The 21,380-nt window shown below is 70.1% G+C and carries 17 protein-coding genes; 16 read left to right on the forward strand and 1 reads right to left on the reverse strand.

Annotated elements, in window-relative coordinates; translation table 11 throughout:
* Window positions 1–46 precede the first annotated feature (46 nt).
* The 16 genes from QTQ03_RS21745 (at window position 47) to QTQ03_RS21820 (ending at window position 18,898) form a co-directional block, all read left to right on the forward strand.
* On the forward strand, window positions 47–412 hold the full coding sequence (locus QTQ03_RS21745; RefSeq protein ID WP_289279643.1) for an NADH-quinone oxidoreductase subunit A: 366 nt from the start codon (window positions 47–49) through the stop codon (window positions 410–412).
* A gap of 13 nt (window positions 413–425) precedes the next feature.
* Window positions 426–1,103, forward strand: a complete 678-nt coding sequence (locus QTQ03_RS21750) for a NuoB/complex I 20 kDa subunit family protein (protein ID WP_289279644.1) — start codon at window positions 426–428, stop codon at window positions 1,101–1,103.
* Window positions 1,100–1,825 (forward strand): NADH-quinone oxidoreductase subunit C, encoded by a 726-nt coding sequence (locus QTQ03_RS21755; protein ID WP_289279645.1) that lies wholly within the window; start codon window positions 1,100–1,102, stop codon window positions 1,823–1,825. Before QTQ03_RS21750 ends, QTQ03_RS21755 begins: the two co-directional genes overlap by 4 nt.
* A 52-nt stretch (window positions 1,826–1,877) precedes the next feature.
* The gene (locus QTQ03_RS21760; RefSeq protein WP_289279646.1) at window positions 1,878–3,203 is read left to right on the forward strand and encodes an NADH-quinone oxidoreductase subunit D; all 1,326 of its coding nucleotides are present in this window, start codon (window positions 1,878–1,880) and stop codon (window positions 3,201–3,203) included.
* Window positions 3,204–3,306: 103 nt separating this feature from the next.
* Window positions 3,307–4,410 carry an NADH-quinone oxidoreductase subunit NuoE gene (gene nuoE, locus QTQ03_RS21765; RefSeq protein WP_289279647.1) on the forward strand — a complete coding sequence of 368 codons (1,104 nt, stop codon included), beginning with the start codon at window positions 3,307–3,309 and terminating at the stop codon, window positions 4,408–4,410.
* A complete protein-coding gene (gene nuoF, locus QTQ03_RS21770; RefSeq protein ID WP_289279648.1) occupies window positions 4,407–5,723 on the forward strand; it encodes an NADH-quinone oxidoreductase subunit NuoF in 1,317 nt (438 codons plus the stop codon). The genes nuoE and nuoF overlap by 4 nt, the downstream gene beginning before the upstream one ends.
* Before the next feature lie 172 nt (window positions 5,724–5,895).
* Window positions 5,896–8,412: an NADH-quinone oxidoreductase subunit G gene (locus QTQ03_RS21775; RefSeq protein WP_289279649.1), complete on the forward strand. Its 2,517-nt coding sequence runs from the start codon at window positions 5,896–5,898 to the stop codon at window positions 8,410–8,412.
* Window positions 8,413–8,443: 31 nt separating this feature from the next.
* Entirely contained in the window at window positions 8,444–9,790 is a 1,347-nt protein-coding gene (gene nuoH, locus QTQ03_RS21780) for an NADH-quinone oxidoreductase subunit NuoH (protein WP_289279650.1), read from the forward strand.
* Between the two features lies 1 nt (window position 9,791).
* Window positions 9,792–10,427, forward strand: coding sequence for an NADH-quinone oxidoreductase subunit NuoI (gene nuoI / locus QTQ03_RS21785; protein WP_289279651.1), 636 nt, complete (start codon window positions 9,792–9,794; stop codon window positions 10,425–10,427).
* Window positions 10,424–11,194 (forward strand): NADH-quinone oxidoreductase subunit J, encoded by a 771-nt coding sequence (locus QTQ03_RS21790; protein WP_289279652.1) that lies wholly within the window; start codon window positions 10,424–10,426, stop codon window positions 11,192–11,194. Before nuoI ends, QTQ03_RS21790 begins: the two co-directional genes overlap by 4 nt.
* The gene (gene nuoK, locus QTQ03_RS21795; RefSeq protein ID WP_289279653.1) at window positions 11,191–11,508 is read left to right on the forward strand and encodes an NADH-quinone oxidoreductase subunit NuoK; all 318 of its coding nucleotides are present in this window, start codon (window positions 11,191–11,193) and stop codon (window positions 11,506–11,508) included. Before QTQ03_RS21790 ends, nuoK begins: the two co-directional genes overlap by 4 nt.
* Window positions 11,509–11,521: 13 nt before the next feature.
* Complete coding sequence (nuoL, locus tag QTQ03_RS21800) at window positions 11,522–13,477, forward strand: NADH-quinone oxidoreductase subunit L (RefSeq protein ID WP_289280934.1); 1,956 nt, start codon at window positions 11,522–11,524, stop codon at window positions 13,475–13,477.
* A 79-nt stretch (window positions 13,478–13,556) separates the two neighbouring features.
* Window positions 13,557–15,089: an NADH-quinone oxidoreductase subunit M gene (locus QTQ03_RS21805; RefSeq protein ID WP_289279654.1), complete on the forward strand. Its 1,533-nt coding sequence runs from the start codon at window positions 13,557–13,559 to the stop codon at window positions 15,087–15,089.
* 31 nt (window positions 15,090–15,120) lie between these two features.
* Window positions 15,121–16,674 (forward strand): NADH-quinone oxidoreductase subunit NuoN, encoded by a 1,554-nt coding sequence (nuoN, locus tag QTQ03_RS21810; protein ID WP_289279655.1) that lies wholly within the window; start codon window positions 15,121–15,123, stop codon window positions 16,672–16,674.
* A 103-nt stretch (window positions 16,675–16,777) separates the two neighbouring features.
* A complete protein-coding gene (locus tag QTQ03_RS21815) occupies window positions 16,778–17,860 on the forward strand; it encodes a polyprenyl synthetase family protein (protein WP_289279656.1) in 1,083 nt (360 codons plus the stop codon).
* A 255-nt stretch (window positions 17,861–18,115) separates the two neighbouring features.
* Window positions 18,116–18,898, forward strand: a complete 783-nt coding sequence (locus QTQ03_RS21820; protein WP_289279657.1) for an IclR family transcriptional regulator — start codon at window positions 18,116–18,118, stop codon at window positions 18,896–18,898.
* Between the two features lie 183 nt (window positions 18,899–19,081).
* On the opposite strand, the gene QTQ03_RS21825 is transcribed toward QTQ03_RS21820, so the two are convergent.
* On the reverse strand, window positions 19,082–21,193 hold the full coding sequence (locus QTQ03_RS21825; protein WP_289279658.1) for a PhoX family protein: 2,112 nt from the start codon (window positions 21,191–21,193) through the stop codon (window positions 19,082–19,084).
* Window positions 21,194–21,380 lie beyond the last annotated feature (187 nt).

Genomic DNA, 21,380 nt, shown 5'->3' on the forward strand with positions numbered 1-21,380 from the left:
TTTCCGCCAAGCACCGAGGGCAGGGAAGGACGGAGCAGGAGAAACGATGTCGCTCTCGCCTTACGTACCGATCATCGGGCTGTTCGCCCTCGCCGCCGGGTTCGCGTTGTTCTCCGTGGCGGCCGCCCGTTTCGCCGGCCCGCACCGTTACAACAAGGCCAAGCTCGAGGCGTACGAGTGCGGCATCGAGCCCAGCCCGCAGCCGGTCGGCGGCGGCCGGTTCCCGATCAAGTTCTACCTGACGGCGATGCTCTTCATCGTCTTCGACATCGAGATCATCTTCCTCTACCCCTGGGCGGTCTCGTTCGACGCCCTGCCGATCTTCGGCTTCGTGGAGATGGTCCTGTTCATCGTCGCGGTCTTCGTCGCGTACGCCTACGTGTGGCGGCGCGGCGGCCTGGACTGGGACTGAGGGAGAAACTCAGATGGGTATCGAGGAGAAGCTCCCCGCCGGTGTCCTGCTCACCTCGGTGGAGAAGCTGGTCAACTGGTCGCGTAAGTCATCGGTCTGGGGGGCCACCTTCGGCCTCGCCTGCTGCGCCATCGAAATGATGGCGGCCGGCGGCCCGCACTACGACATGGGCCGCTGGGGCATGGAGGTCTTCCGTGCCTCGCCCCGACAGGCCGACCTGATGATCGTGGCCGGCCGGGTGAGCCAGAAGATGGCCCCGGTGCTCCGGCAGATCTACGACCAGATGGCCGAGCCCCGCTGGGTGTTGTCGATGGGCGTCTGCGCCAGCAGCGGCGGCATGTTCAACAACTACGCGATCGTCCAGGGCGTCGACCACGTGGTCCCGGTGGACATGTACCTGCCCGGCTGCCCGCCCCGGCCGGAGATGCTCATCGACGCGGTGCTCAAGCTCCGCGAGAAGATCATGCACGAGCCACTCGGCGCCAACGGCCGCAAGATGTTGGAGGCCCGTAAGGCCCGTGGCGACGTGCCGGTGGTGCCGTACGGCTCGATGCCGTCGTCGTACCGCAGCGACAAGGCCCGGCGGGCCGAGTGGACAAAGGCTGTCCGCGAGGGCCGTGAGGAGCAGCTGCGGATCGAGAACTGGATGAAGGCTCAGAACCACCTGCACCAGCATGGGGGTGTCAAGTGACCACGGCTAACGACGGCGGCGTGCCGGTACCGGTGACCCCGGCCGGCGCCACCAGCGGCGCCCCGGCCGAGCACCCGCCGGCCAGCCCCGCCGGCCGCGGCATGTTCGGCAACCAGGGCACCGGTGACGTCTCCGGCTTCGGCGGTCTGGTCCGTCCCGGCCACGCCGTCGAGGACACGCCCCGCCCGTACGGCGGGTACTTCGACGAGGTAACCGACGCGCTGGAGGAGGCGTACCCGGGCTTCGCCGACGCGATCGAGAAGGTCGTGGTGGACCGGGACGAGCTGACCCTGCACGTCCGGCCCGAGCGGATCGCCGAGGTCTGCCAGGTGATGCGGGATGACCTCGCGCTCCGCTTCGAGCTGTGCTCCTCGGTGTCGGGGGTGGACTACCTCGGCGCCGACGAGCGCCGGCTGCACGTCGTCTACCAGCTCACCTCGATGACGTACCGGCGTCGGGTCCGGCTGGAGGCGGCGGTCTCCGTCGAGGACCCGCACCTGCCCAGCGTGGTCAACGTCTACCCGACTGCCGACTGGCAGGAGCGGGAGACGTACGACATGTTCGGCATCGTCTTCGACGGTCATCCCAACCTGACCCGGATCCTCATGCCGGACGACTGGGAGGGGTACCCGCAGCGTAAGGACTACCCGCTCGGCGGCGTGCCCGTCGAGTACAAGGGCGCCGAGATCCCGCCGCCGGACCAGCGGAGGTCGTACCAGTGAGCGCGAGGAGTGAGCTTGCGAGCCCCGCAGTCGCGAACGGAGGGCAGGCACGGTGACCGCTTCGAACTACGCCACCGAGCGTGAGACCACCGAGGGTAAGGTCTTCACCGTCACCGGTGGGGACTGGGACACCGTGGTCTCCGGCACCGACCCGATCAACGACGAGCGGATCGTCGTCAACATGGGCCCGCAGCACCCGTCCACGCACGGCGTGCTGCGGCTGATTCTGGAGCTGGAGGGCGAGACGGTCCGGGAGGCCCGCTCGGTCGTCGGCTACCTGCACACGGGGATCGAGAAGAACCTGGAGTACCGCAACTGGGTCCAGGGTTCGGCCTTCGTGACCCGGATGGACTACCTGTCCCCGCTGTTCAACGAGACGGCCTACTCGTTGGCGGTGGAGAAGCTGCTGGGCATCGAGGACCAGGTGACCGAGCGGGCTACCACCATCCGGGTGCTGATGATGGAGCTCAACCGGATCTCCTCGCACCTGGTCTGGCTGGCTACCACCGGCATGGAGCTGGGCGCCATCTCGATCATGCTGTACGGCTTCCGGGAGCGGGAGTACATCCTCGAGATCTTCGAGATGATCACGGGTTTGCGGATGAACCACGCGTACGTCCGGCCGGGCGGTGTCGCGCAGGATGTGCCGGACGAGGCCATTGTCAAGATCCGCGAGTTCCTGACGCTGATGCCGAAGAAGCTCAAGGAGTACGAGGACCTGCTCTCCGGCCAGCCGATCTGGATCGAGCGGACGAAGAACGTCGCGGTGCTGGACGTGACCGGCTGCGTCGCGCTCGGTGTGACCGGCCCGGTGCTTCGTTCCGCCGGCCTCGCCTGGGACCTGCGCAAGACCATGCCGTACTGCGGCTACGAGACGTACGAGTTCGACGTTCCGACCCACACCGACGGCGATGTCTGGGGCCGTTACCTGGTCCGGCTCGCCGAGATCCGCGAGTCGCTCAAGCTCGTCGAGCAGGCGTTGGATCGGCTGAAGCCGGGTCCGGTCATGGTTGCCGACAAGAAGATCGCCTGGCCGGCCCAGCTCGCCATCGGCGTCGACGGCATGGGCAACTCGCTGGAGCACGTCGCCAAGATCATGGGTCAGTCGATGGAATCGCTGATCCACCACTTCAAGCTCGTCACCGAGGGCTTCCGGGTCCCGCCGGGTCAGGTGTACGTCGGGGTCGAGTCGCCGCGCGGCGAGTTGGGCGTGCACGCGGTCTCCGACGGCGGTACCCGACCGTACCGGGTGCACTACCGGGAGCCGAGCTTCGTCAACCTCCAGGCGCTGCCAGCGATGGCCGAGGGTGGTCTGATCGCCGACGTGATCGCCGGCGGCGCATCGCTGGACCCCGTCATGGGGGGTTGTGACAGGTGAGTGCGAAGAGCGAGCGTTCCCGGGCGGCTCGGGTGGGACGTGGTCGCGCAGGAATGCGAGTCGAGCTTGCGAGCCCCGCAGTCGCGAACGGAAGGCGACGCTGATGACGACGACGTTCACTGACGAGACCCGGGCCCGGGCACGGGAGATCGTTGCCCGGTACCCGGCCGACCGGTCCCGCTCGGCGCTGCTGCCGCTGCTGCACCTGGTCCAGGCCGAGGAGGGATACGTCTCCCCGGCCGGCATCGCGTTCTGCGCGGAGGTGCTGGGGCTGAACAAGGCCCAGGTCGGCGCGGTGGCTTCCTTCTACACCATGTACAAGCGTCGACCGACCGGCGACTGGCTGGTCAGCGTCTGCACGAACACGATGTGCAACGTGCTCGGCGGCCAGGAGGTCTACGACACCCTCGCCGAGCACCTCGGCGTCGGCCACGACGAGACCACCGCCGACGGATCCGTCACCCTGGAGCACGCCGAGTGCCTGGCCGCGTGCGACTACGCGCCGGTGATGACGGTCAACTACGACTTCTTCGACAACGTCGACCCGCAGACCGCCGTCGGCGTGGTCGACGAGCTGCGCGCAGGCGGCCGGCCGATGCCTTCCCGGGGCGCCCGGCTCTGCCCGCTGAAGGAGATGTCGGTCCAGCTCGCCGGGTTCGCCGACGCGCGCGAGGGCGCGGTCGCCGACGGGGTCCCGGGTGCGCCGACCCTGCGTGGGTTGCGGCTGGCGCAGGAGCACGGCATCTCGGTTGCCGGCTTCGACCCGAACACCCCGATCCGGAGCAAGGCCGAGGCCGACAGGGCCGCCGAGAAGGCGAAGGCGGAGGCGGCCGCGAAGGCGGCGGCCGCGAGCAACGCCGGCACGGGCGAGCCGGCGCCGGCGGCCGAGGCCGCCGGCAGCACGACCCGCGACGTGAAGGCCCCGGACGACAAGTCGCCCGAGGTGCGGGCCGCCGAGACTCGCCAGCCGGACGCCGGGACGGCGGTCCCTGACGCGCCGGGCACCAAGGTGCCGGCGGACGGCCCACCTCCGGCGTCCCGCGACGCTCAGCAGGCCGAGGCGGCGGGCGTGGCGGCGAACCCGCCCGCCGGTGATGCGAAGCCCGCCGGCGACGGGGCCGCAGCGCAGGAGCGCAACCTCAGGGATGCGGAGTCGGGGGCCGGTACCGGCTCCCCGACCACGAGCGACAGGGGGGCCCAGAAGTGACCACGCCTCGGCCGGAGACGCTGGCCAAGCTCACGCCGGTGCTCACCAGGCGCTGGCTGTCGCCCGACGCCTGGCGGATCGGCGGCTACGAGAAGCTCACCGGGTACGCGGCGCTGCGCAAGGCAGTCAGGGCCCACCCGGACGACCTGATTCAGCTGATCAAGGACTCCGGGTTGCGCGGTCGCGGCGGCGCCGGCTTCCCGACCGGCCTCAAGTGGGGGTTCATCCCGCAGGGCGATGGGAAGCCGCACTATCTGGTGGTCAACGCCGATGAGGGCGAGCCGGGCACCTGCAAGGACCTGCCGCTGATGACGCACGACCCGCACTCGCTGGTCGAGGGCGTGATCATCGCGTCGTACGCGATCCGGGCCAACCGCGCCTACATCTACGTCCGGGGTGAGGCGGTGCACGCGGCGCGCCGGCTGCGCAACGCGGTCCAGGAGGCGTACGCCAAGGGCTACCTCGGGAAGAACATCCTCGGCTCCCGGTTCGATCTGGACCTCGTGGTGCACTCGGGCGCCGGGGCGTACATCTGCGGCGAGGAGACCGCGCTGCTGGACTCCCTGGAGGGCTTCCGGGGCCAGCCGCGGCTCCGCCCGCCGTTCCCGGCGACCCACGGCCTGTACGCGAGCCCGACCGTGGTGAACAACGTCGGCACCATCGCCAGCGTCCCGTACATCGTGCTCGGGGGCGCGGACTGGTGGCGGACGATGGGCACCGAGAAGTCCTCCGGGCCGATGATCTACTCGCTCTCCGGGCGGATCGCGAACCCCGGCCAGTACGAGTGCTCGATGGGCATCACGCTCCGCGAGCTGATCGAGCTGGCCGGCGGCATGCAACCCGGGCACAGCCTGAAGTTCTGGACGCCGGGCGGCTCGTCGACGCCGCTGCTCACCGCCGAGCATCTGGACGTGCCGCTGGACTTCGAGGGAGTCGCGGCGGCCGGGTCGATCCTCGGCACCACGGCCACGCAGATCTTCTCCGACCAGGACTGTCCGGTGTACGCGACCTACCGGTGGTTGGAGTTCTACCACCACGAGTCGTGTGGCAAGTGCACCCCGTGTCGTGAGGGCAACTACTGGATGGTCCGCGTCTACCGCCGGATCCTGTCCGGCCAGGGCACCCAGGATGACCTGGACACCCTGCTGGACACCTGCGACAACATCCTCGGCCGCTCGTTCTGCGGTCTGGGTGACGGCGCGACCAGCTCGGTGACCTCGTCGCTGAAGTACTTCAAGCAGGACTACCTCGACTACATCGAGGGACGTACCGCGCCGAAGCTGTCCGACAAGCAGTTGGTGGGAGCCCACTGATGCGAGCGCGAGGAGTGAGCGGAGCGAGCCCCGCAGTTGCGAGCGGAAGGCGAGCGTTGCGAGCGCGAGGAGTGAGCGGAGCGAGCCCCGCAGTTGCGAGCGGAAGGCGAGCGTTGCGAGCGCGAGGAGTGAGCGGAGCGAGCCCCGCAGTCGCGAGCGAAAGGCAAGCACTGTGACCGACGTTGCCAGGAAGACCGATACGGTCACCCTCACCATCGACGGGGTCGAGGTCACCGCGCCGAAGGGCGCGTTGCTGATCCGGGTCGCCGAGCAGATGGGTGTCGAGATCCCGCGGTTCTGTGATCACCCGCTGCTGGCCCCGGCCGGTGCCTGCCGGCAGTGTCTGGTCGAGGTGGAGGGGCAGCGTAAGCCGGTCGCCTCCTGCACCCAGACGGTCGCCGACGGCATGGTCGTGCGGACCCAGCTCACCTCCCCGGTCGCCCAGAAGGCGCAAGAGGGGATCATGGAGCTGCTGCTGGTGAACCACCCGCTCGACTGCCCGACGTGTGACAAGGGCGGCGAGTGTCCACTACAGAATCAGGCGATGTCCACCGGCCGCGCCGACTCCCGGTTCCACGAGCACAAGCGGGAGTACGAGAAGCCCCTGGAGATCAGCACCCAGGTGCTGCTCGACCGGGAGCGCTGCGTGCTCTGCCAGCGTTGCACCCGGTTCTCCGAGGAGATCGCCGGTGACAAGTTCATCGACCTGATGAACCGGTCGTCCGCCGAGGAGATCAACATCTACCGGGACGAGGAGTACGGCGCAGCCGACGACGGGGCCGGTGACGTCCCCTTCAACTCGTACTACTCCGGCAACACGATCCAGATCTGCCCGGTCGGCGCGCTCACCGGCGCGCAGTACCGGTTCCGGGCCCGCCCCTTCGACCTGGTCTCCAGCCCCAGCACCTGCGAGCACTGCTCGGCCGGGTGCGCGCAGCGCACCGACTGGCGGCGTGGCAAGGTGCTGCGGCGGCTGGCCGGCGACGATCCGGCGGTCAACGAGGAGTGGAACTGCGACAAGGGTCGTTGGGGCTTCCGGTATGCCCGCGCCGACGACCGGCTAACCACCCCGCTGGTACGCGACGCGCAGACCGGTGAGCTGCGCGAGGCGTCCTGGAGCGAGGCGCTGACCGTCGCCGCCGAGGGGTTGCGTGCCGCACGGGACGGCGGGGAGGGCACGGCCGTGCTCACCGGCGGCCGGCTGACCGTCGAGGACGCGTACGCGTACGCCAAGTTCGCCCGGGTCGCCCTGCACACCAACGACATCGACTTCCGGGCCCGGCCGGTCTCCCGCGAGGAGGCCGACTTCCTGGCCAGTTCGGTCGCCGGGGCCACCGACGTCACCTACGCCGACGTCGAGAGGGCGCCGGCGGTGGTGCTGGTCGGCCTGGAGCCGGAGGAGGAGTGCCCGATCCTCTTCCTGCGGCTGCGCAAGGCATACCTGAAGAAGACTCTGACGGTGTACGCGATCGCACCGTTCGCCACCCGCGGCCTGGAGAAACTCGGTGCCAAGCTGGCCCGGGTGGTGCCGGGTGAGGAGGCCAGTGTGCTCGCCGAGCACGCTACGGTCGCCGACGCGTTGAGCCAGCCGGGCGCGATCCTCATCGTCGGCGAGCGGCTGGGCGCGGTGCCGGGCGGCCTTTCCGCCGCCGCGGACGTCGCCCGGCGGACCGGCGCCAAGCTGGCTTGGGTGCCGCGGCGCGCGGGTGACCGCGGCGCGCTGGACGCCGGCTGCCTGCCCAACCTGCTCCCGGGCGGCCGCCTGGTCACCGAGCCCGCGGCGCGGGCGGAGCTGGGCGAGGCGTGGGACATCCCGGCCGGTGTCATCCCCAGCCAGGCCGGCCGGGACACCGACGGCATCCTCGCCGCGGCGGTCGCCGGCCAGCTCGGCGCCCTGGTCGTGGCCGGGGTCGACCCGGCCGACCTGGCCGACCCGCGACTGGCTGAGGAGGCCCTGGCGGCGGTGCCGTTCCTGGTCAGCCTCGAACTGCGGAACAGCGCGGTGGCGCGCCGGGCGGACGTGGTCTTCCCGGTCGCTCCGGTGGTCGAGAAGGACGGCAGCTTCCTGAACTGGGAGGGGCGACTGCGCTCCTTCGACGCGGTGCTGCACACCGCCGCGATGACCGACGGGCGGGTGCTGGACGCACTCGCCGCGCAGCTCGACGTGCGGCTGGGCACCGGCGACGTGCCCAGCGTCCGCCGGGAACTGGGCGGCCTGCCGCAGACCCGCTCCACCCGGCCGGCCGCGCCGTCGGTGGATCCGGTGGCCGTGCCGCAGCCGGGCGCCGGGGAGGCGGTGCTGGCGACCTGGCACCAGTTGATCGACCTCGGCAGCCTCACCGACGGCGACGAGCACCTCGCCGGTACGGCCCGGCCACCCGTGGCCCGGCTGGGCAGGGGCACCGCGGAGGCGGTCGGCGTGGTCGACGGCGAGCCGGTGACCGTGGGTACGGACCGGGGTGCGATCACGCTGCCGGCGGCGGTGACCGAGATGCCGGACGGCGTTGTCTGGCTGCCGACCAACTCGCCCGGCTCGACGGTCCGCCGCAGTCTCGGTGCCGGGTCCGGGGCGATCGTGCGGGTCAGTGCCGCGTCCGCCGTGGCCGTGCCCGAACAGGGCGGCGTGCCGGTCGCCGCCGACGCCGCCGGGCGCCCTGGCCCGCTCCTCAACTCCGGGGGTGCCCAGTGAGCCCCGCACCCGCGAACGAAAGGTGGGCACGGTGACCTTCCTCGCACAGGACCCGACGCTGGCCGACTTCGGCCGGGACCCGTGGTGGCTGGTCCTCGGCAAGATCGTCTTCGCGTTCGCGTTCGGTCTGCTGGCCACGCTGCTCGGCGTGTGGTTCGAGCGGCGCGTTGTCGGCGTCATGCAGGTGCGGCCCGGCCCGAATCAGGTCGGCCCGTTCGGCCTTCTCCAGACCCTCGCCGACGGTCTGAAGATGGCCTTCAAGGAGGACATCCTTCCCCGGACGGCGGACAAGGTCGTCTACTTCTTCGCCCCGGTCATCTCGGTGGTCTGCGCGGTCACCGCCCTGTCGGTGATCCCGTTCGGCCCGATGGTCAGTGTCTTCGGCCACCGGACGCCGTTGCAGGTCACCGACGTGCCGGTGGCGGTGCTGGTGCTGCTGGCCTGCTCCTCGCTGGCCGTCTACGGCATCGTGCTCGGCGGCTGGGCCTCCGGCTCGACCTACCCGCTGCTGGGCGGCCTGCGCTCCAGCGCCCAGATGATCTCGTACGAGGTGGCGATGGGTCTGAGCATCGTGGCGGTGTTCATGACCGCCGGCACGATGTCGACCAGCGGGATCGTCGCCAAGCAGGGGGACGGCACGCGGCTGAGCCTGTTCGGCGCCGAGATCCCCGCACCCGGCTGGTACGCGATCCTGCTGCTGCCGAGCTTCATCATCTTCTTCATCGCCATCGTCGGCGAGACCAACCGGGCGCCGTTCGACCTGCCCGAGGCCGAGTCGGAGCTGGTCGCGGGCTTCATGACGGAGTACAGCTCGCTGAAGTTCGCGCTCTTCATGCTCAGCGAGTACGTGGCGATGGTGACGATGTCCGCGGTCACCGTGACGCTTTTCCTCGGCGGATGGCACGCCCCGTGGCCGATCACCATCTGGGCGGGCGCGAATTCCGGCTGGTGGCCGATGCTGTGGTTCTTCGGCAAGGTTGTCGCGCTGGTCTTCGTTTTCGTCTGGCTCCGGGGCACGCTGCCCCGGCTGCGCTACGACCAGTTCATGCGGTTCGGCTGGAAGGTCCTGCTCCCGATCAACCTGGTCTGGATCATGGTGCTCGCCGGTCTCCGGTCGATCGAGGACTGGGACAGCCGCAGCAGGCTGATCGCGATCGGCATCCCCGCCGGCGTTCTGCTGCTCGTCACGCTGTTCTGGCCGAGTCGCACGTCGACGCCGAAGCCGACCCTGGCCGAGCAGGTCAACAACCGTCCACCGGGCAGCTTCCCGCTGCCGCCGCTGGACCTTCAGGTACCACCGAGCCCGCGGACCCGGCGCGTCGTCGCCGAGCGGGAGCCGGCCAACGTGGCCGCCGGCACGGACTCTCAGGAGGTGTGACGTGGGCGCGATCACCGGAACGTTCAAGGGCTTCGGGGTCACCTTCTCGCACATGTTCAGGAAGGTCGTCACCACCGACTACCCGTTCAAGCCGCCGGTGTCGGCGCCGCGCTACCACGGGCGGCACATCCTCAACCGGCACCCGGACGGCCTGGAGAAGTGCATCGGCTGCGAGCTGTGCGCCTGGGCCTGCCCGGCGGACGCGATCTACGTCGAGGGCGGCGACAACACCGAGGAGCAGCGCTTCTCACCCGGCGAGCGGCACGCCAGCGTTTACCAGATCAACTACGCCCGCTGCATCTTCTGCGGCCTGTGTATCGAGGCCTGCCCGACCCGCTCGCTCACCATGAGCAACGAGTACGAACTGGCCCGGGACAACCGGCAGGACCTGATCTTCACAAAGGAACAGCTGCTGGCGCCGCTGCTGCCCGGCATGGAGCAGCCACCACACCCGATGCGGTTGGGTGACAGCGAGAAGGACTACTACGTCGGCGCGCTGGAGAACCCGGGCACCTCCGCCGGCGCGGAGCGCTCAGCGATGGGGCCCGGCCGCTACCAGCTCGACGCGCACCCCGGCGTGACGTTCCCCGGCGCCGAGCAGGCCGCGCACCGGGCGGACAAGGGAGACGGAGCATGACCACGCAGACGGTGCTCGCCGCGGCGGGATCGGTGTCCGGCGGTGAGGCGGTCACCTTCTGGCTGCTCGCCCCGCTGGCGCTGCTCGGGGCGATCGGCATGGTCGCCGCGCGCAACGCCGTGCACTCGGCGCTCTGGCTGGTGCTGACGATGCTCTGCCTGGGCGTGTTCTACGTGCTCCAGGCGGGGCCGTTCATCGGCATGGTGCAGATCATCGTCTACACCGGCGCGATCATGATGCTCTTCCTGTTCGTGCTGATGCTGGTCGGCCGCGACGCGACAGATTCGCTGATCGAGACGCTGCGCGGTCAGCGGGTCGCGGCGGTCGTCCTGGGGGTCGGCTTCGCGGCCCTGGTGGGCACGGGGGTGTACCGGGCGCTGGACGGCGGTGCGGCCGCCGGCCTGACGGCCGCCAACGCCGAGGGCAACGTGCAGGGTATCGCCCGGCTGCTGTTCACGAAGTACGTCTTCGCGTTCGAGCTGACCTCGGCGCTGCTCATCACCGCGGCGGTCGGTGCGATGGTGCTCGCCCACATCGAGCGGCGCAAGGAGGACAAGATGGACCAGATCGCCACCATGAAGGCACGGTTCCGTCCCGGCAACTACCCCGGCCCGAAGCCCGGCCCGGGCGTCTTCGCCACCTCCTCCTCGGTCGCCACTCCCGCCCGCTTGCCGGACGGTCGGCTGACCGAGCGGAGCACCCCCGAGATCCTGCCGGTACGCGAGCTGACCGCCGAGGAGACCGCGCTGAAGGGGACCGACAAGTGAGCGAGTTCTTCTCGGTCGAGCCGAACTACTACCTGGTCCTCGCCGCGGTGCTGTTCACCATCGGCGCCGCCGGGGTGCTCATCCGACGCAACGCGATCGTGCTGTTCATGTGCGTCGAGCTGATGCTCAACGCGGCCAACCTGACCCTGGTCACCTTCAGCCGGATCAACGGTGACCTCAACGGTCAGATCATGGCGTTCTTCGTGATGGTGGTGGCCGCGGCCGAGGTCGTGGTCGGCCTCGCGATCATCATGGCGATCTTCCGGACCCGGCGCTCCGCGAGCGTCGACGACGCCAACCTGCTGAAGTACTGAGGGGCCTGCGGTGATGGAGATTCTGGCGAACGCTCCGGTCGAGCCGGCGGGCACCGTCACGTACGCGCCGGCCGACGGCCTGCTCGGCAGCGTCTGGCTGCTCGTCGCGATTCCGCTGGTCAGCGCGGCGATCCTGCTGCTGCTCGGCCGCCGGGCGGACCGGTGGGGGCACTGGCTCGGCGTCGCGTCGATCGGCGTCGCGTTCGCGCTCGGCCTGACCTACTTCCTGCAACTGCGCGGCCTGGAGAACCGGTCCGTCGAGCTGAGCCTGTGGGACTTCATCGCGGTCGGTGACCTGCGGGTGGACTTCGGTTTGCTGTTCGACCCGCTGGCCGCGGTCTTCGTCCTGCTGATCACCGGCGTCGGCTTCCTGATCCACCTGTACGCCGTGGAGTACATGGCGCACGACCCGGGCCGTCGGCGGTTCTTCGGGTACTTCAACCTGTTCGTCGCCGCCATGCTCCTGCTGGTGCTCGGCAACAACTACGTGATGCTCTACTTCGGCTGGGAGGGCGTCGGTCTGGCGTCGTACCTGCTGATCTCCTTCTGGTACGAGCGGCCGAGCGCCGCGACGGCGGGCAAGAAGGCGTTCCTGATGAACCGGGTCGGCGACGCCGGCCTGGCGATCGGCATCTTCATCATGTTCGCCACCCTGGGCACCACACAGTACGACGAGGTCTTCTCCGGTGTCGGCGGGCTGACCGCCACGACGGTTCTCGTGCTGGGCCTGCTCCTGCTGCTCGGCGCGACCGGCAAATCCGGTCAGTTTCCGCTCCAGGCGTGGCTGCCGGACGCGATGGAGGGCCCGACCCCGGTGTCCGCGCTGATCCACGCGGCCACCATGGTCACCGCGGGCGTCTACCTGATCGCCCGGTCGAACCCGATTTTCTCAGCGAACGCGACGCTCCAACTGGTCGTGGTGAGCGTCGGCGCGCTGACCCTGCTGATCGGCTGCGTCATCGGCGCGGCCAAGGACGACATCAAGCGGGTGCTCGCCTGGTCGACGGTGAGCCAGATCGGCTACATGTTCCTCGGTGTCGGTCTGGGCGGCGCGGCGTATGGGCTGGCCATCGTGCACCTGCTGGCGCACGGGTTCTTCAAGGCCAACATGTTCCTCGGTGCAGGCTCGGTCATGCACGGAATGAAGGACCAGGTCGACATCCGGCGCTTCGGCGCGCTGTCGAAGTACATGAGGATCACCTGGCTGACCTTCATGACGGGCTGGCTGGCGATCATCGGTCTGCCCCCGTTCTCCGGCTTCTTCTCCAAGGAGCCGATCATCGTGGCCGCGTTCGAGCGGGAGGGCTGGACGGCCTGGCTGTTCGGCGGGGCCGCGCTGCTCGGTGCCGGGTTGACCGCGTTCTACATGACGCGGTTGTTCGTGCTCACCTTCCACGGCCCGGCGCGGTGGACCGAGGACGTCGACCACCCGCACGAGTCACCGAAGCTGATGACGATCCCGCTGGTTCTGCTCGCCGTCGGCTCGGTCGCCGCCGGCGCGCTGATGGCCGGTCCGGTCCCGTCGTGGCTGGAGGCGACCGCCGGTCTGGGCGGCCAGCCGGAGGCGCACGAGGCGGTCCTGTCCCATCTCGCGATCACGATCCTGTCGATCGTGGTCACCGTGGTCGGCGCCGGCCTGGCCTGGTTCCTGTTCCGGGCCGGCACGGCCATCGCGCCGCAGCCGGCCGGGGTGCTGGTCACCGCAGCCCGGAAGAACCTCTACACCGACGCCGTCAACGAGGCGGTCTTCGAGAAGCCGGGCATCTTCCTCACCCGGGCGCTGGTCTTCCTCGACAACCGCGGTATCGACGGGCTGGTCAACGGCCTCGCCGCCGGGGTGGGCGGCGGCTCCGGCCGGCTCCGGCGGCTGCAGACCGGCTTCGTCCGGTCGTACGCCACCTCGATCCTGGCCGGTGCGCTGCTGGTGGTGGCGGCCTTCCTGGCCGTCGAGGCGGGGTGGCTGGCGTGAGCGACCTCAAGAGGCTGTCGGCCTCTCCCGCGGCCGTCGCCGGCGGACCGCGCAGTGACGACGGAGGTAAGGCCGCATAATGTCCGACTTCCCGTTCCTCTCGGTGCTCACCGTGGCGCCGCTCGTCGGCGCCCTCGTGGTCGCCGTCCTGCCCCGCCGCCGGCCGGAACTGGCCAAGCAGGTGGCGCTCGGCTGGTCGGTGCTGGTGCTGGCGCTGTCGGTGGTCATGTGGGTCACCTGGCAGACCGGCGGCGAGCGGTTCCAGTTCCGCGAGTCGTACCCCTGGATCCCGAACTGGGGCGTCAACGTCACCTTCGCCGCGGACGGCATCGCGCTGGTGATGCTGATGCTGATCGCGGTGCTGGTGCCGCTGGTGATCCTGGCGTCCTGGCACGACGCTGACGCGTCGAAGCGGTCGGTGCCGGTCTACTTCGCGCTGCTGCTCGTCCTCGAGTGCACGATGATCGGTGTCTTCGCCGCGGCCGATGTGTTCCTGTTCTACGTGTTCTTCGAGGTCATGCTGGTGCCGATGTACTTCCTCATCGGCAGCTACGGCGGCCACCAGCGGCAGTACGCGGCGGTGAAGTTCTTCCTCTACTCGCTGGTCGGCGGCCTGTTCATGCTCGCCGCGGTGATCGGGCTGTGGGTGGTCGGCGGGAAGACCTTCGACTGGGTGGCGCTGAGCCAGGTGGACATCTCCACCGGCACCGAGCGCTGGCTCTTCCTCGGGTTCTTCCTCGCGTTCGCGATCAAGGCACCGTTCTTCCCGTTCCACACCTGGCTGCCGGACGCCGGTGGCGCGGCGCCGGCCGGCGCCGCCGCGCTGCTGGTCGGCGTGCTGGACAAGGTCGGCACCTTCGGCATCCTGCGCTACTGCCTGCCGCTGTTCCCGGACGCGGCGAAGTGGTTCGCCCCGTGGGCGCTGGCGCTGGGCCTGATCGGCATCATCTACGCGGCGCTGCTCGCGGTCGGCCAGAACGACCTCAAGCGGCTGGTGTCCTACACCTCGATCGCGCACTTCGGCTTCATCGGTGTCGGCATCTTCGCCTTCACCAGCCAGGCGGCCACCGGCGCGGTGCTCTACATGGTCAACCACGGCCTCGCCACCGGCCTGCTCTTCCTGGTGGTCGGCATGCTGATCGCCCGGCGTGGCTCGGCCCTGGTCAGCGACTTCGGCGGCGCCGGCAAGCTGGTGCCGCTCCTGGCCGGGGTGCTCTTCTTCGCCGGCCTGGCGTCGCTGGCGCTGCCCGGCACCGCGCCGTTCATTTCCGAGTTCCTGGTGCTGATCGGCACCTTCACGGTGAACAAGCCGGTGGCGGTGATCGCCACGCTCGGCATCATCCTGGCCGCCGCGTACGTGCTGTGGATGGTGCAGCGCACCACCCAGGGCACCCTCAACCCGGCGCTGACCGAGGTCGACGGCATGAAGCGAGACCTCAACCTGCGTGAGAAGGTCGTGGTGGCGCCGCTGATCGCGCTGATCCTGCTGCTCGGCTTCTACCCGAAGCCGGTCACCGACGTGATCAACCCGGCCGTGCAGGCCACCATGCAGGACATCGGCAGGACCGACCCGGCCCCGTCGGTGGGCACCGTCCAGGAGGCCCACCGGTGAGCCCCGCAGTCGCGAACGAAAGGTTGCTCCGGTGACTGAGCTGAAACTGCCGTCGATCGACTACGCGGCACTCGCGCCGACGCTCATCATGCTGGGCGCCGCGTTGGTCGGTGTCCTGGTCGAGGCGTTCGTGCCGCGGCGACTGCGGCACGTGGTGCAGCTGTCGGTGGCGCTGCTGGCGGTGCTCGCCGCGCTGACCATGGTCGTGCTGAACGCCGACGACCGCCTGATCACCATCGGCGGGGCGATCGCGGTGGACGGCCCGGCACTGTTTCTCCAGGGCGCCATCCTGGTGCTGGCCGCGATGGCGCTGCTGCTCATCGGCGAGCGTTCGGTCGAGCGGGGCGGGGCGTTCGTGGCCCAGGCGGCGGTCACCGCCGAGTCGGCCGACGACCGCCGGCAGGCCGAGGACGCCCCCGGTGCGACCGAGGTGTACCCCCTGACCACCTTCGCGATCGGCGGCATGCTGATCTTCGTAGCGGCCAACGACCTGCTGACCATGTTCATCGCGCTCGAGGTCTTGTCGCTGCCGCTCTACCTGCTCTGCGCGCTGGCCCGCCGCCGGCGTCTGTTGAGCCAGGAGGCGGCGTTGAAGTACTTCATGCTCGGCGCGTACGCCTCGGCGTTCTTCCTCTTCGGCGTCGCCCTGGTGTACGGCTTCACCGCCGGCATCCCGGACCGCCCGGCCGCCGTGGACTTCGCCACGGTCAACGCTGCCGTCACCGACAGCACAGCCAGCCCGCTGCTGCTCTTCGCCGGCATGGCGTTGGTCTCCATCGGCCTGCTGTTCAAGGCCGCCGCCGCGCCGTTCCACGTTTGGACGCCGGACGTGTACCAGGGCGCACCGACGCCGGTCACCGGCTTCATGGCGGCCTGCACGAAGGTCGCCGCGTTCGGGGCCCTGTTGCGGGTCTTCCACGTGGCGTTCGAGGGGGCCCGGTGGGACTTCACCCCGGTCCTCGGCGTGGTGGCGGTGCTGACCATGCTGGTCGGGGCGGTGCTGGCGGTCACCCAGACCGACATCAAGCGGCTGCTCGCGTACTCCTCCATCGCCAACGCCGGCTACCTGCTGGTCGGCGTGCTCGCCCCGAACTCCGGGGGCATCTCCGGGACGATGTTCTACCTGGTGGCGTACGGCTTCGCGGTGCTCGCCGCGTTCGCCGTGGTGACCCTGGTCCGGGACGCCGACGGGGAGGCGACGCACCTGTCCCGCTGGGCGGGCCTGGGGAAGCGCTCGCCGTTCTACGCAGCGCTGTTCACCATCATTCTGCTCGCCTTCGCCGGCATTCCGCTGACCAGCGGATTCACCAGCAAGTTCGCGGTCTTCGGGCCGGCGTTGGAGGGCGGGCAGGTCTGGTTGGTGATCGCTGGTGTGCTGACCAGCATGGTGCTGGCCTTCCCCTACCTGCGGGTGGTCGTGATGATGTGGCTCTCCGAGCCCGGTGAGTCGACCCCGGCCGTGACCGTGCCGGGCGGGCTGACCTCAGCCGCGCTGATGATCGGCGTGGTCGCCACCCTGGTCCTCGGCGTCGTCCCGGCGCCGCTGCTCGACCTCGCCACGGGTGCCGCCGAGTTCGTGCGCTGACAGCCGTTCCGGATGCGGGGCCGGGACGCGTGCGCGTACCGGCCCCGCATCCGTTCGTACCGGTGCGGCCATCCCGCCCCCGCGCTGGTCGAACGGGTGTGGCATGGTGGGAGACGTGGTGAATCCGGGTGAGCGTTCAGGTGCGTCCGGCTCGGGGGGCCGCCCGCGCCGGAGGAGCACGGGTCAGTTTGGCGCGCTCGGCCTGTATCTCGCCGACTCCCGCGTCGAGGAGTCGGTGCTGAGCGTGCTGGAGGCCGTCGAGGACGAGCTGCGGGCCAGCGTCGCGAGTGCCGACCCGTTCGTCACCGAGGCCGCCCGGCATCTCGTCGAGGCCGGTGGCAAGCGGTTCCGGCCGTTGTTGGTCGCTCTCGGCGCCCAGTTCGGAGACCCGGCACGCGCGCAGGTCGTGTCGGCCGCAGTGGTGGTGGAACTCACCCACCTGGCGACGCTCTACCACGACGACGTGATGGACGAGGCGCCGGTGCGTCGGGGCGCTCCCAGTGCGAACTCGCGCTGGACGAACTCGGTCGCCATCCTCATCGGTGACTATCTCTTCGCCCGGGCCGCTGACCTCGCCGCCGCCCTGGGCACCGAGGCCGTACGCCTGCAGGCCCGCACCTTCGCGCGGCTGGTGCACGGTCAGCTCGCCGAAACCATCGGTCCGCGGCCCGGGGACGACCCGGTGGCGCACTACCTGCACGTGATCGCCGAGAAGACCGGCTCGCTGATCGCCACGTCGGCCCGTTTCGGTGGGCTGTTCAGCGGCGCCATTCCGGCGCACACCGAGGCGCTCGCCGGCTACGGCGAGACCATCGGGGTCGCCTTTCAGCTCTCCGACGACCTGCTGGACATCGCCAGTGATTCGACGCAGTCGGGCAAGACGCCGGGCACGGATCTGCGGGAGGGCGTTCCGACCCTGCCGGTGCTGTACGCGCTGGCCTCCGACGACGCCGACGTCTCGTCGGTGCGGCTGAGGGAGATCCTGGCGACCGGTCCGCTCACCGACGACGACCTGCACGCCGAGGCCCTCGGTTTGCTCCGGGACAGCCCCGCGCTGAAACGGGCCCGAGAGACGGTGCGGTGCTACGCCGAGGATGCCCGGGCCCAACTGGCCCCCCTCCCCGACAGTCCAGCCCGCCGCGCCCTCGAATCCCTCTGCGACCACATCGCCGACCGTACGAGCTGACCGGGAGCCCCGGCGACCGCGAGGTCAGCCCCGTACCGCGGGGAGCGCACCGGAGGGTACCGACGCCGTGCGCCGACGGCGGGGAGCGCGGCGAGGGCCGTGATCCGAACGACCCGTTCGAGTCGCGTTCGGACCACGCCTCGTGTCGGGCTCGGCACGTCTCGTTGATGACGATCTGGCATCCACCACCCGAACAGGCATTTCGCACCGGGCACGCATTTCATATGGTGTAAGTCCCCGGCTGCGGAGGTGGTTGTGCGCGACCCCTTGGCGGAACCTTCGGATCTGATCCGGAGCGTGTCCCGTGCGCTGCGAGTGCTCGAGTCGGTCGGCCGTGCCCCGAAGGGACTGACCGTCAAGCAGATCGCGCGGCGGTGCGAACTGACCGTCGCGACCACCTACCACCTCGTCCGGACGTTGGCCTACGAGGGATACGTGATCCGCCGCGAGGACGGCACGTACATCGTGGGTCTGGAGGTGGCCGACCGCTACCGGGAGCTGGTGACGGCCTTCCGTGGGCCGGCGGCGGTCGGGGAGTGCCTGCGGCGTGCCGCCATGGACACCGGCTACAGCCACTACCTCGGAAAGTTCGTCGGTGGCCAGGTGGCCGTGACGGCGGTCGCCGAGGGACCGCGCTCGCCGTTCCTGGAGGACCTCGTCCCCGGCTTCGCCGAGGGGGCGCACGCCACCGCGCTGGGCAAACAGCTGCTCGCCACGCTCACCGTCGAGCAGCGGTTCCGTTACCTGCGGGAGTACGGCATGCATCCGTTCACCTCCGCCACGTTGACCACGGTCGAGGCGTTCGAGGCCGACCTGGCGGCGGGGGAGCGGCGGGGGATGCAACTGGACCTGGGGCAGTACCGGCAGGGAGTCGCCGGCGCGGCGGTGCTGGTGAGCCCCGACAAGGACATAGAGCGCCGCGTGGTGCTCGCCTGCGCGCTGCCGGCCAGCGAGATGATGACCTCGGCGCGGGTGGTCCGGGCGAAGCTACTCACGACGGCCCGCAGCATCGCCGACAGTATCGCCGCCGACAGCTGACGCACGACGTCCGTGGCCCGACTCCGGCGGGCTGCCCCAGCCGCTCCCGGTGCCCGCTCCCACCCCCGGACCCACGGCCGGCCGCCTGATCCGTCGACGCGGAAGGGCCCGCTCCCCGGGGTGGCCCGGGTGGGAGCGGGCCCTTCGCGGCGGTCCAGCGCCGAACCGCCCTGAGGAGGGGTCTTAGCTGCCGATCGGGCCGCCGTCCAAGCGCCAGGTGACCACCACACCCGGCTTGGCGTAGTCGCCGTCCGGCCAGTTGGAGGCCGGCTTCTCGACGGAGGCACCGGAGATCTCACCGGGGTGCTGCACGGCCACGAAGACCGAGCGGTTGTCGCCGGTGATGAACGGGCCGCAGGCCTCCGCACCGACGGGCACGGTGAGGAACTGCTTCAGATGACCCCGCTCCGGGCCTTCGATGGCGGTGGCGAAGAGGCCGTCGTTGCTGCCCAGCGCGTTGCCGTCGGTGGCGATCCACAGGTTGCCGGTGGCGTCGAACGCGACGTTGTCCGGGCAGGAGATCGGGGACACCTTGGTCTTGTCGTACCCGGCGAAGTAGGTCGACGGGTCCGCCGGGTCGCCGGCGACGATCGGCACCGACCAGGCGAAGGTCTCGGCCGAGTTGTCGCTCCGGTCCTCGACCAGCTCCAGCACGTGACCGTGCCGGTTGGCGGTGCGCGGGTTCGCCTCGTCCGCCTTCGGGTTGCTGCCGGTGCCCCGCCTGCTGTTGTTGGTCAGCGCCACGTACACCTTGCCCGTGTGCAGGCTCGGTTCCACGTCCTCGGGCCGGTCCATCTTGGTGGCGCCGACCTTGTCGCCGGCCAGCCGGGTGAAGGTGAGCACGTCGGCGGCGGTCATGCCGTCGACGTACGACCGGTTGCCGCTGACCAGCTTGATCCACTGACCGCGGCCGTTGAACGCCCCGTCGGCGGGGAGCTTGCCGGAGCCGTCGATCTCGTCGGCGCTGGTGTAGTCGAGCTTGGCGACGTAGAGGGTGCCGGACTCCAGCAGGGTCAGGTTGTGCCGGCGGGCGCGCCAGGAGTGGCCCTTCATGAACTTCTTGTCCGACACGAACTTGTACAGGTAGTCGAACCGCTCGTCGTCGCCCATGTACGCGACCACGTGGCCGCTCTTGGCGACGATGACGTTCGCACCCTCGTGCTTGAACCGGCCGAGCGCGGTGTGCTTGCGCGGGCGGCTGTCCGGGTCGTACGGGTCGATCTCGACGACCCAGCCGAACCGGTGCGCCTCGTTCGGGTGCTTGGTCAGGTCGAACCGCTCGTCCGCGCGGTCCCACTTGCGGCTGCCGCCCGGGTAGCGGGAGCTGGTGCTGATGCCGTAGCGGGCCAGCTTCGGCTTCAGCTCCTCCGGCGCGCCGTCGCCGCCGACGAAGTACTGGTTGAAGTTTTCCTCACCGGAGAGCACGGTGCCCCACGGGGTCACGCCACCGGCGCAGTTGTTCAGTGTGCCGATGACCGTACGGCCCTTGGGGTCGGCGTCGGTCTTCAACCAGGCCGAGCCGGCGGCCGGCCCGGTCACCTCGAACTTGGTGCTCAGGGCGGTGACGCGGCGGTTGAAGTGCCGCCGACCGGACCTGACCGCGCGCCACTCGCCGGTGCCGCGGACCCGGTCCAGCTCCACCACGGACATGCCGTGCGCGGCGATGGCGACCTTCAGCTGCTCCACGGTCAGCGCGTCATTGCTGGTGAACCCGGGGAACATCAGGTTCTCGTCGGTGTACTCGTGGTTGACCACGAGCAGGGCGCGGTTCCGGCCGAGGGGCAGCACGCCGACGAAGTCGTTGTTGTAGCCGAACTGCTTCGACTGCGCAGCGGCCGTCTGGCGGTTCAGGTTGAAGTCGGGGGCGCCCGGCACCACCTCGTCGCCCCACCGGATGACGACCGAGTGGTCGTACCCGTTCGGGACGATGAAGCTGTCCAGGGTGTTCGGCGGGACCGGCTTGAAGGCCAGCTCGCCGTTGCCGACGCCGCCGCGGGGGCGGCCGAAGCCGGCGACGTCCGGGACCGCGGGGGCGGCCGAGGCGGCACCGGCGCCGGTCAGCGCACCGGCGGCAGCGCCGCCGAAGCCGAGGACCAGCGCGCCGACCGCGCCGGCACGGACCACGCCGCGGCGGCTGACCTCGGCGTCCACCAGGTCGCCGAAGTACGCGTTGTCCGAGGTGTTGGGAACCGGGTGGTCGCAGGCGTTGCCGCACCGGTACAGACAGGTCATGGCGTCACGGCTGCCGTGGCGGGTGTTGCCCAGCAGCGGGAGCAGCCGAGGACGGTCGCTCATGTGGAGGAGCCTCCTGGATGGGGTTGGCGCACGTCGGTCAGCTGAGACGTGCGTACCCGCCGGACGCTAGGAGGAGCCGATGGCCGGTCGTCGGCGTCGATGTGAATCACGCATGAACAACGCGCCCGGGGTAGCCAGGGTGACCTGCGGCTGAACCGACTGGCGTGGTGGTACGTATGTCCGTGCG

This window comes from Micromonospora sp. WMMA1363, from assembly GCF_030345795.1.
Lineage (GTDB): Bacteria > Actinomycetota > Actinomycetes > Mycobacteriales > Micromonosporaceae > Micromonospora.

Coding starts and splice junctions, on each gene's coding strand:
- QTQ03_RS21805 (WP_289279654.1), top strand. CDS start 13,557: ATGTCCGACTTCCCGTTCCTCTCGGTGCTCACCGTGGCGCCGCTCGTC.
- QTQ03_RS21815 (WP_289279656.1), top strand. CDS start 16,778: ATGGTGGGAGACGTGGTGAATCCGGGTGAGCGTTCAGGTGCGTCCGGC.
- QTQ03_RS21745 (WP_289279643.1), top strand. CDS start 47: ATGTCGCTCTCGCCTTACGTACCGATCATCGGGCTGTTCGCCCTCGCC.
- QTQ03_RS21750 (WP_289279644.1), top strand. CDS start 426: ATGGGTATCGAGGAGAAGCTCCCCGCCGGTGTCCTGCTCACCTCGGTG.
- nuoE (WP_289279647.1), top strand. CDS start 3,307: ATGACGACGACGTTCACTGACGAGACCCGGGCCCGGGCACGGGAGATC.
- QTQ03_RS21825 (WP_289279658.1), bottom strand. CDS start 21,193: ATGAGCGACCGTCCTCGGCTGCTCCCGCTGCTGGGCAACACCCGCCAC.
- QTQ03_RS21790 (WP_289279652.1), top strand. CDS start 10,424: ATGACCACGCAGACGGTGCTCGCCGCGGCGGGATCGGTGTCCGGCGGT.
- nuoL (WP_289280934.1), top strand. CDS start 11,522: ATGGAGATTCTGGCGAACGCTCCGGTCGAGCCGGCGGGCACCGTCACG.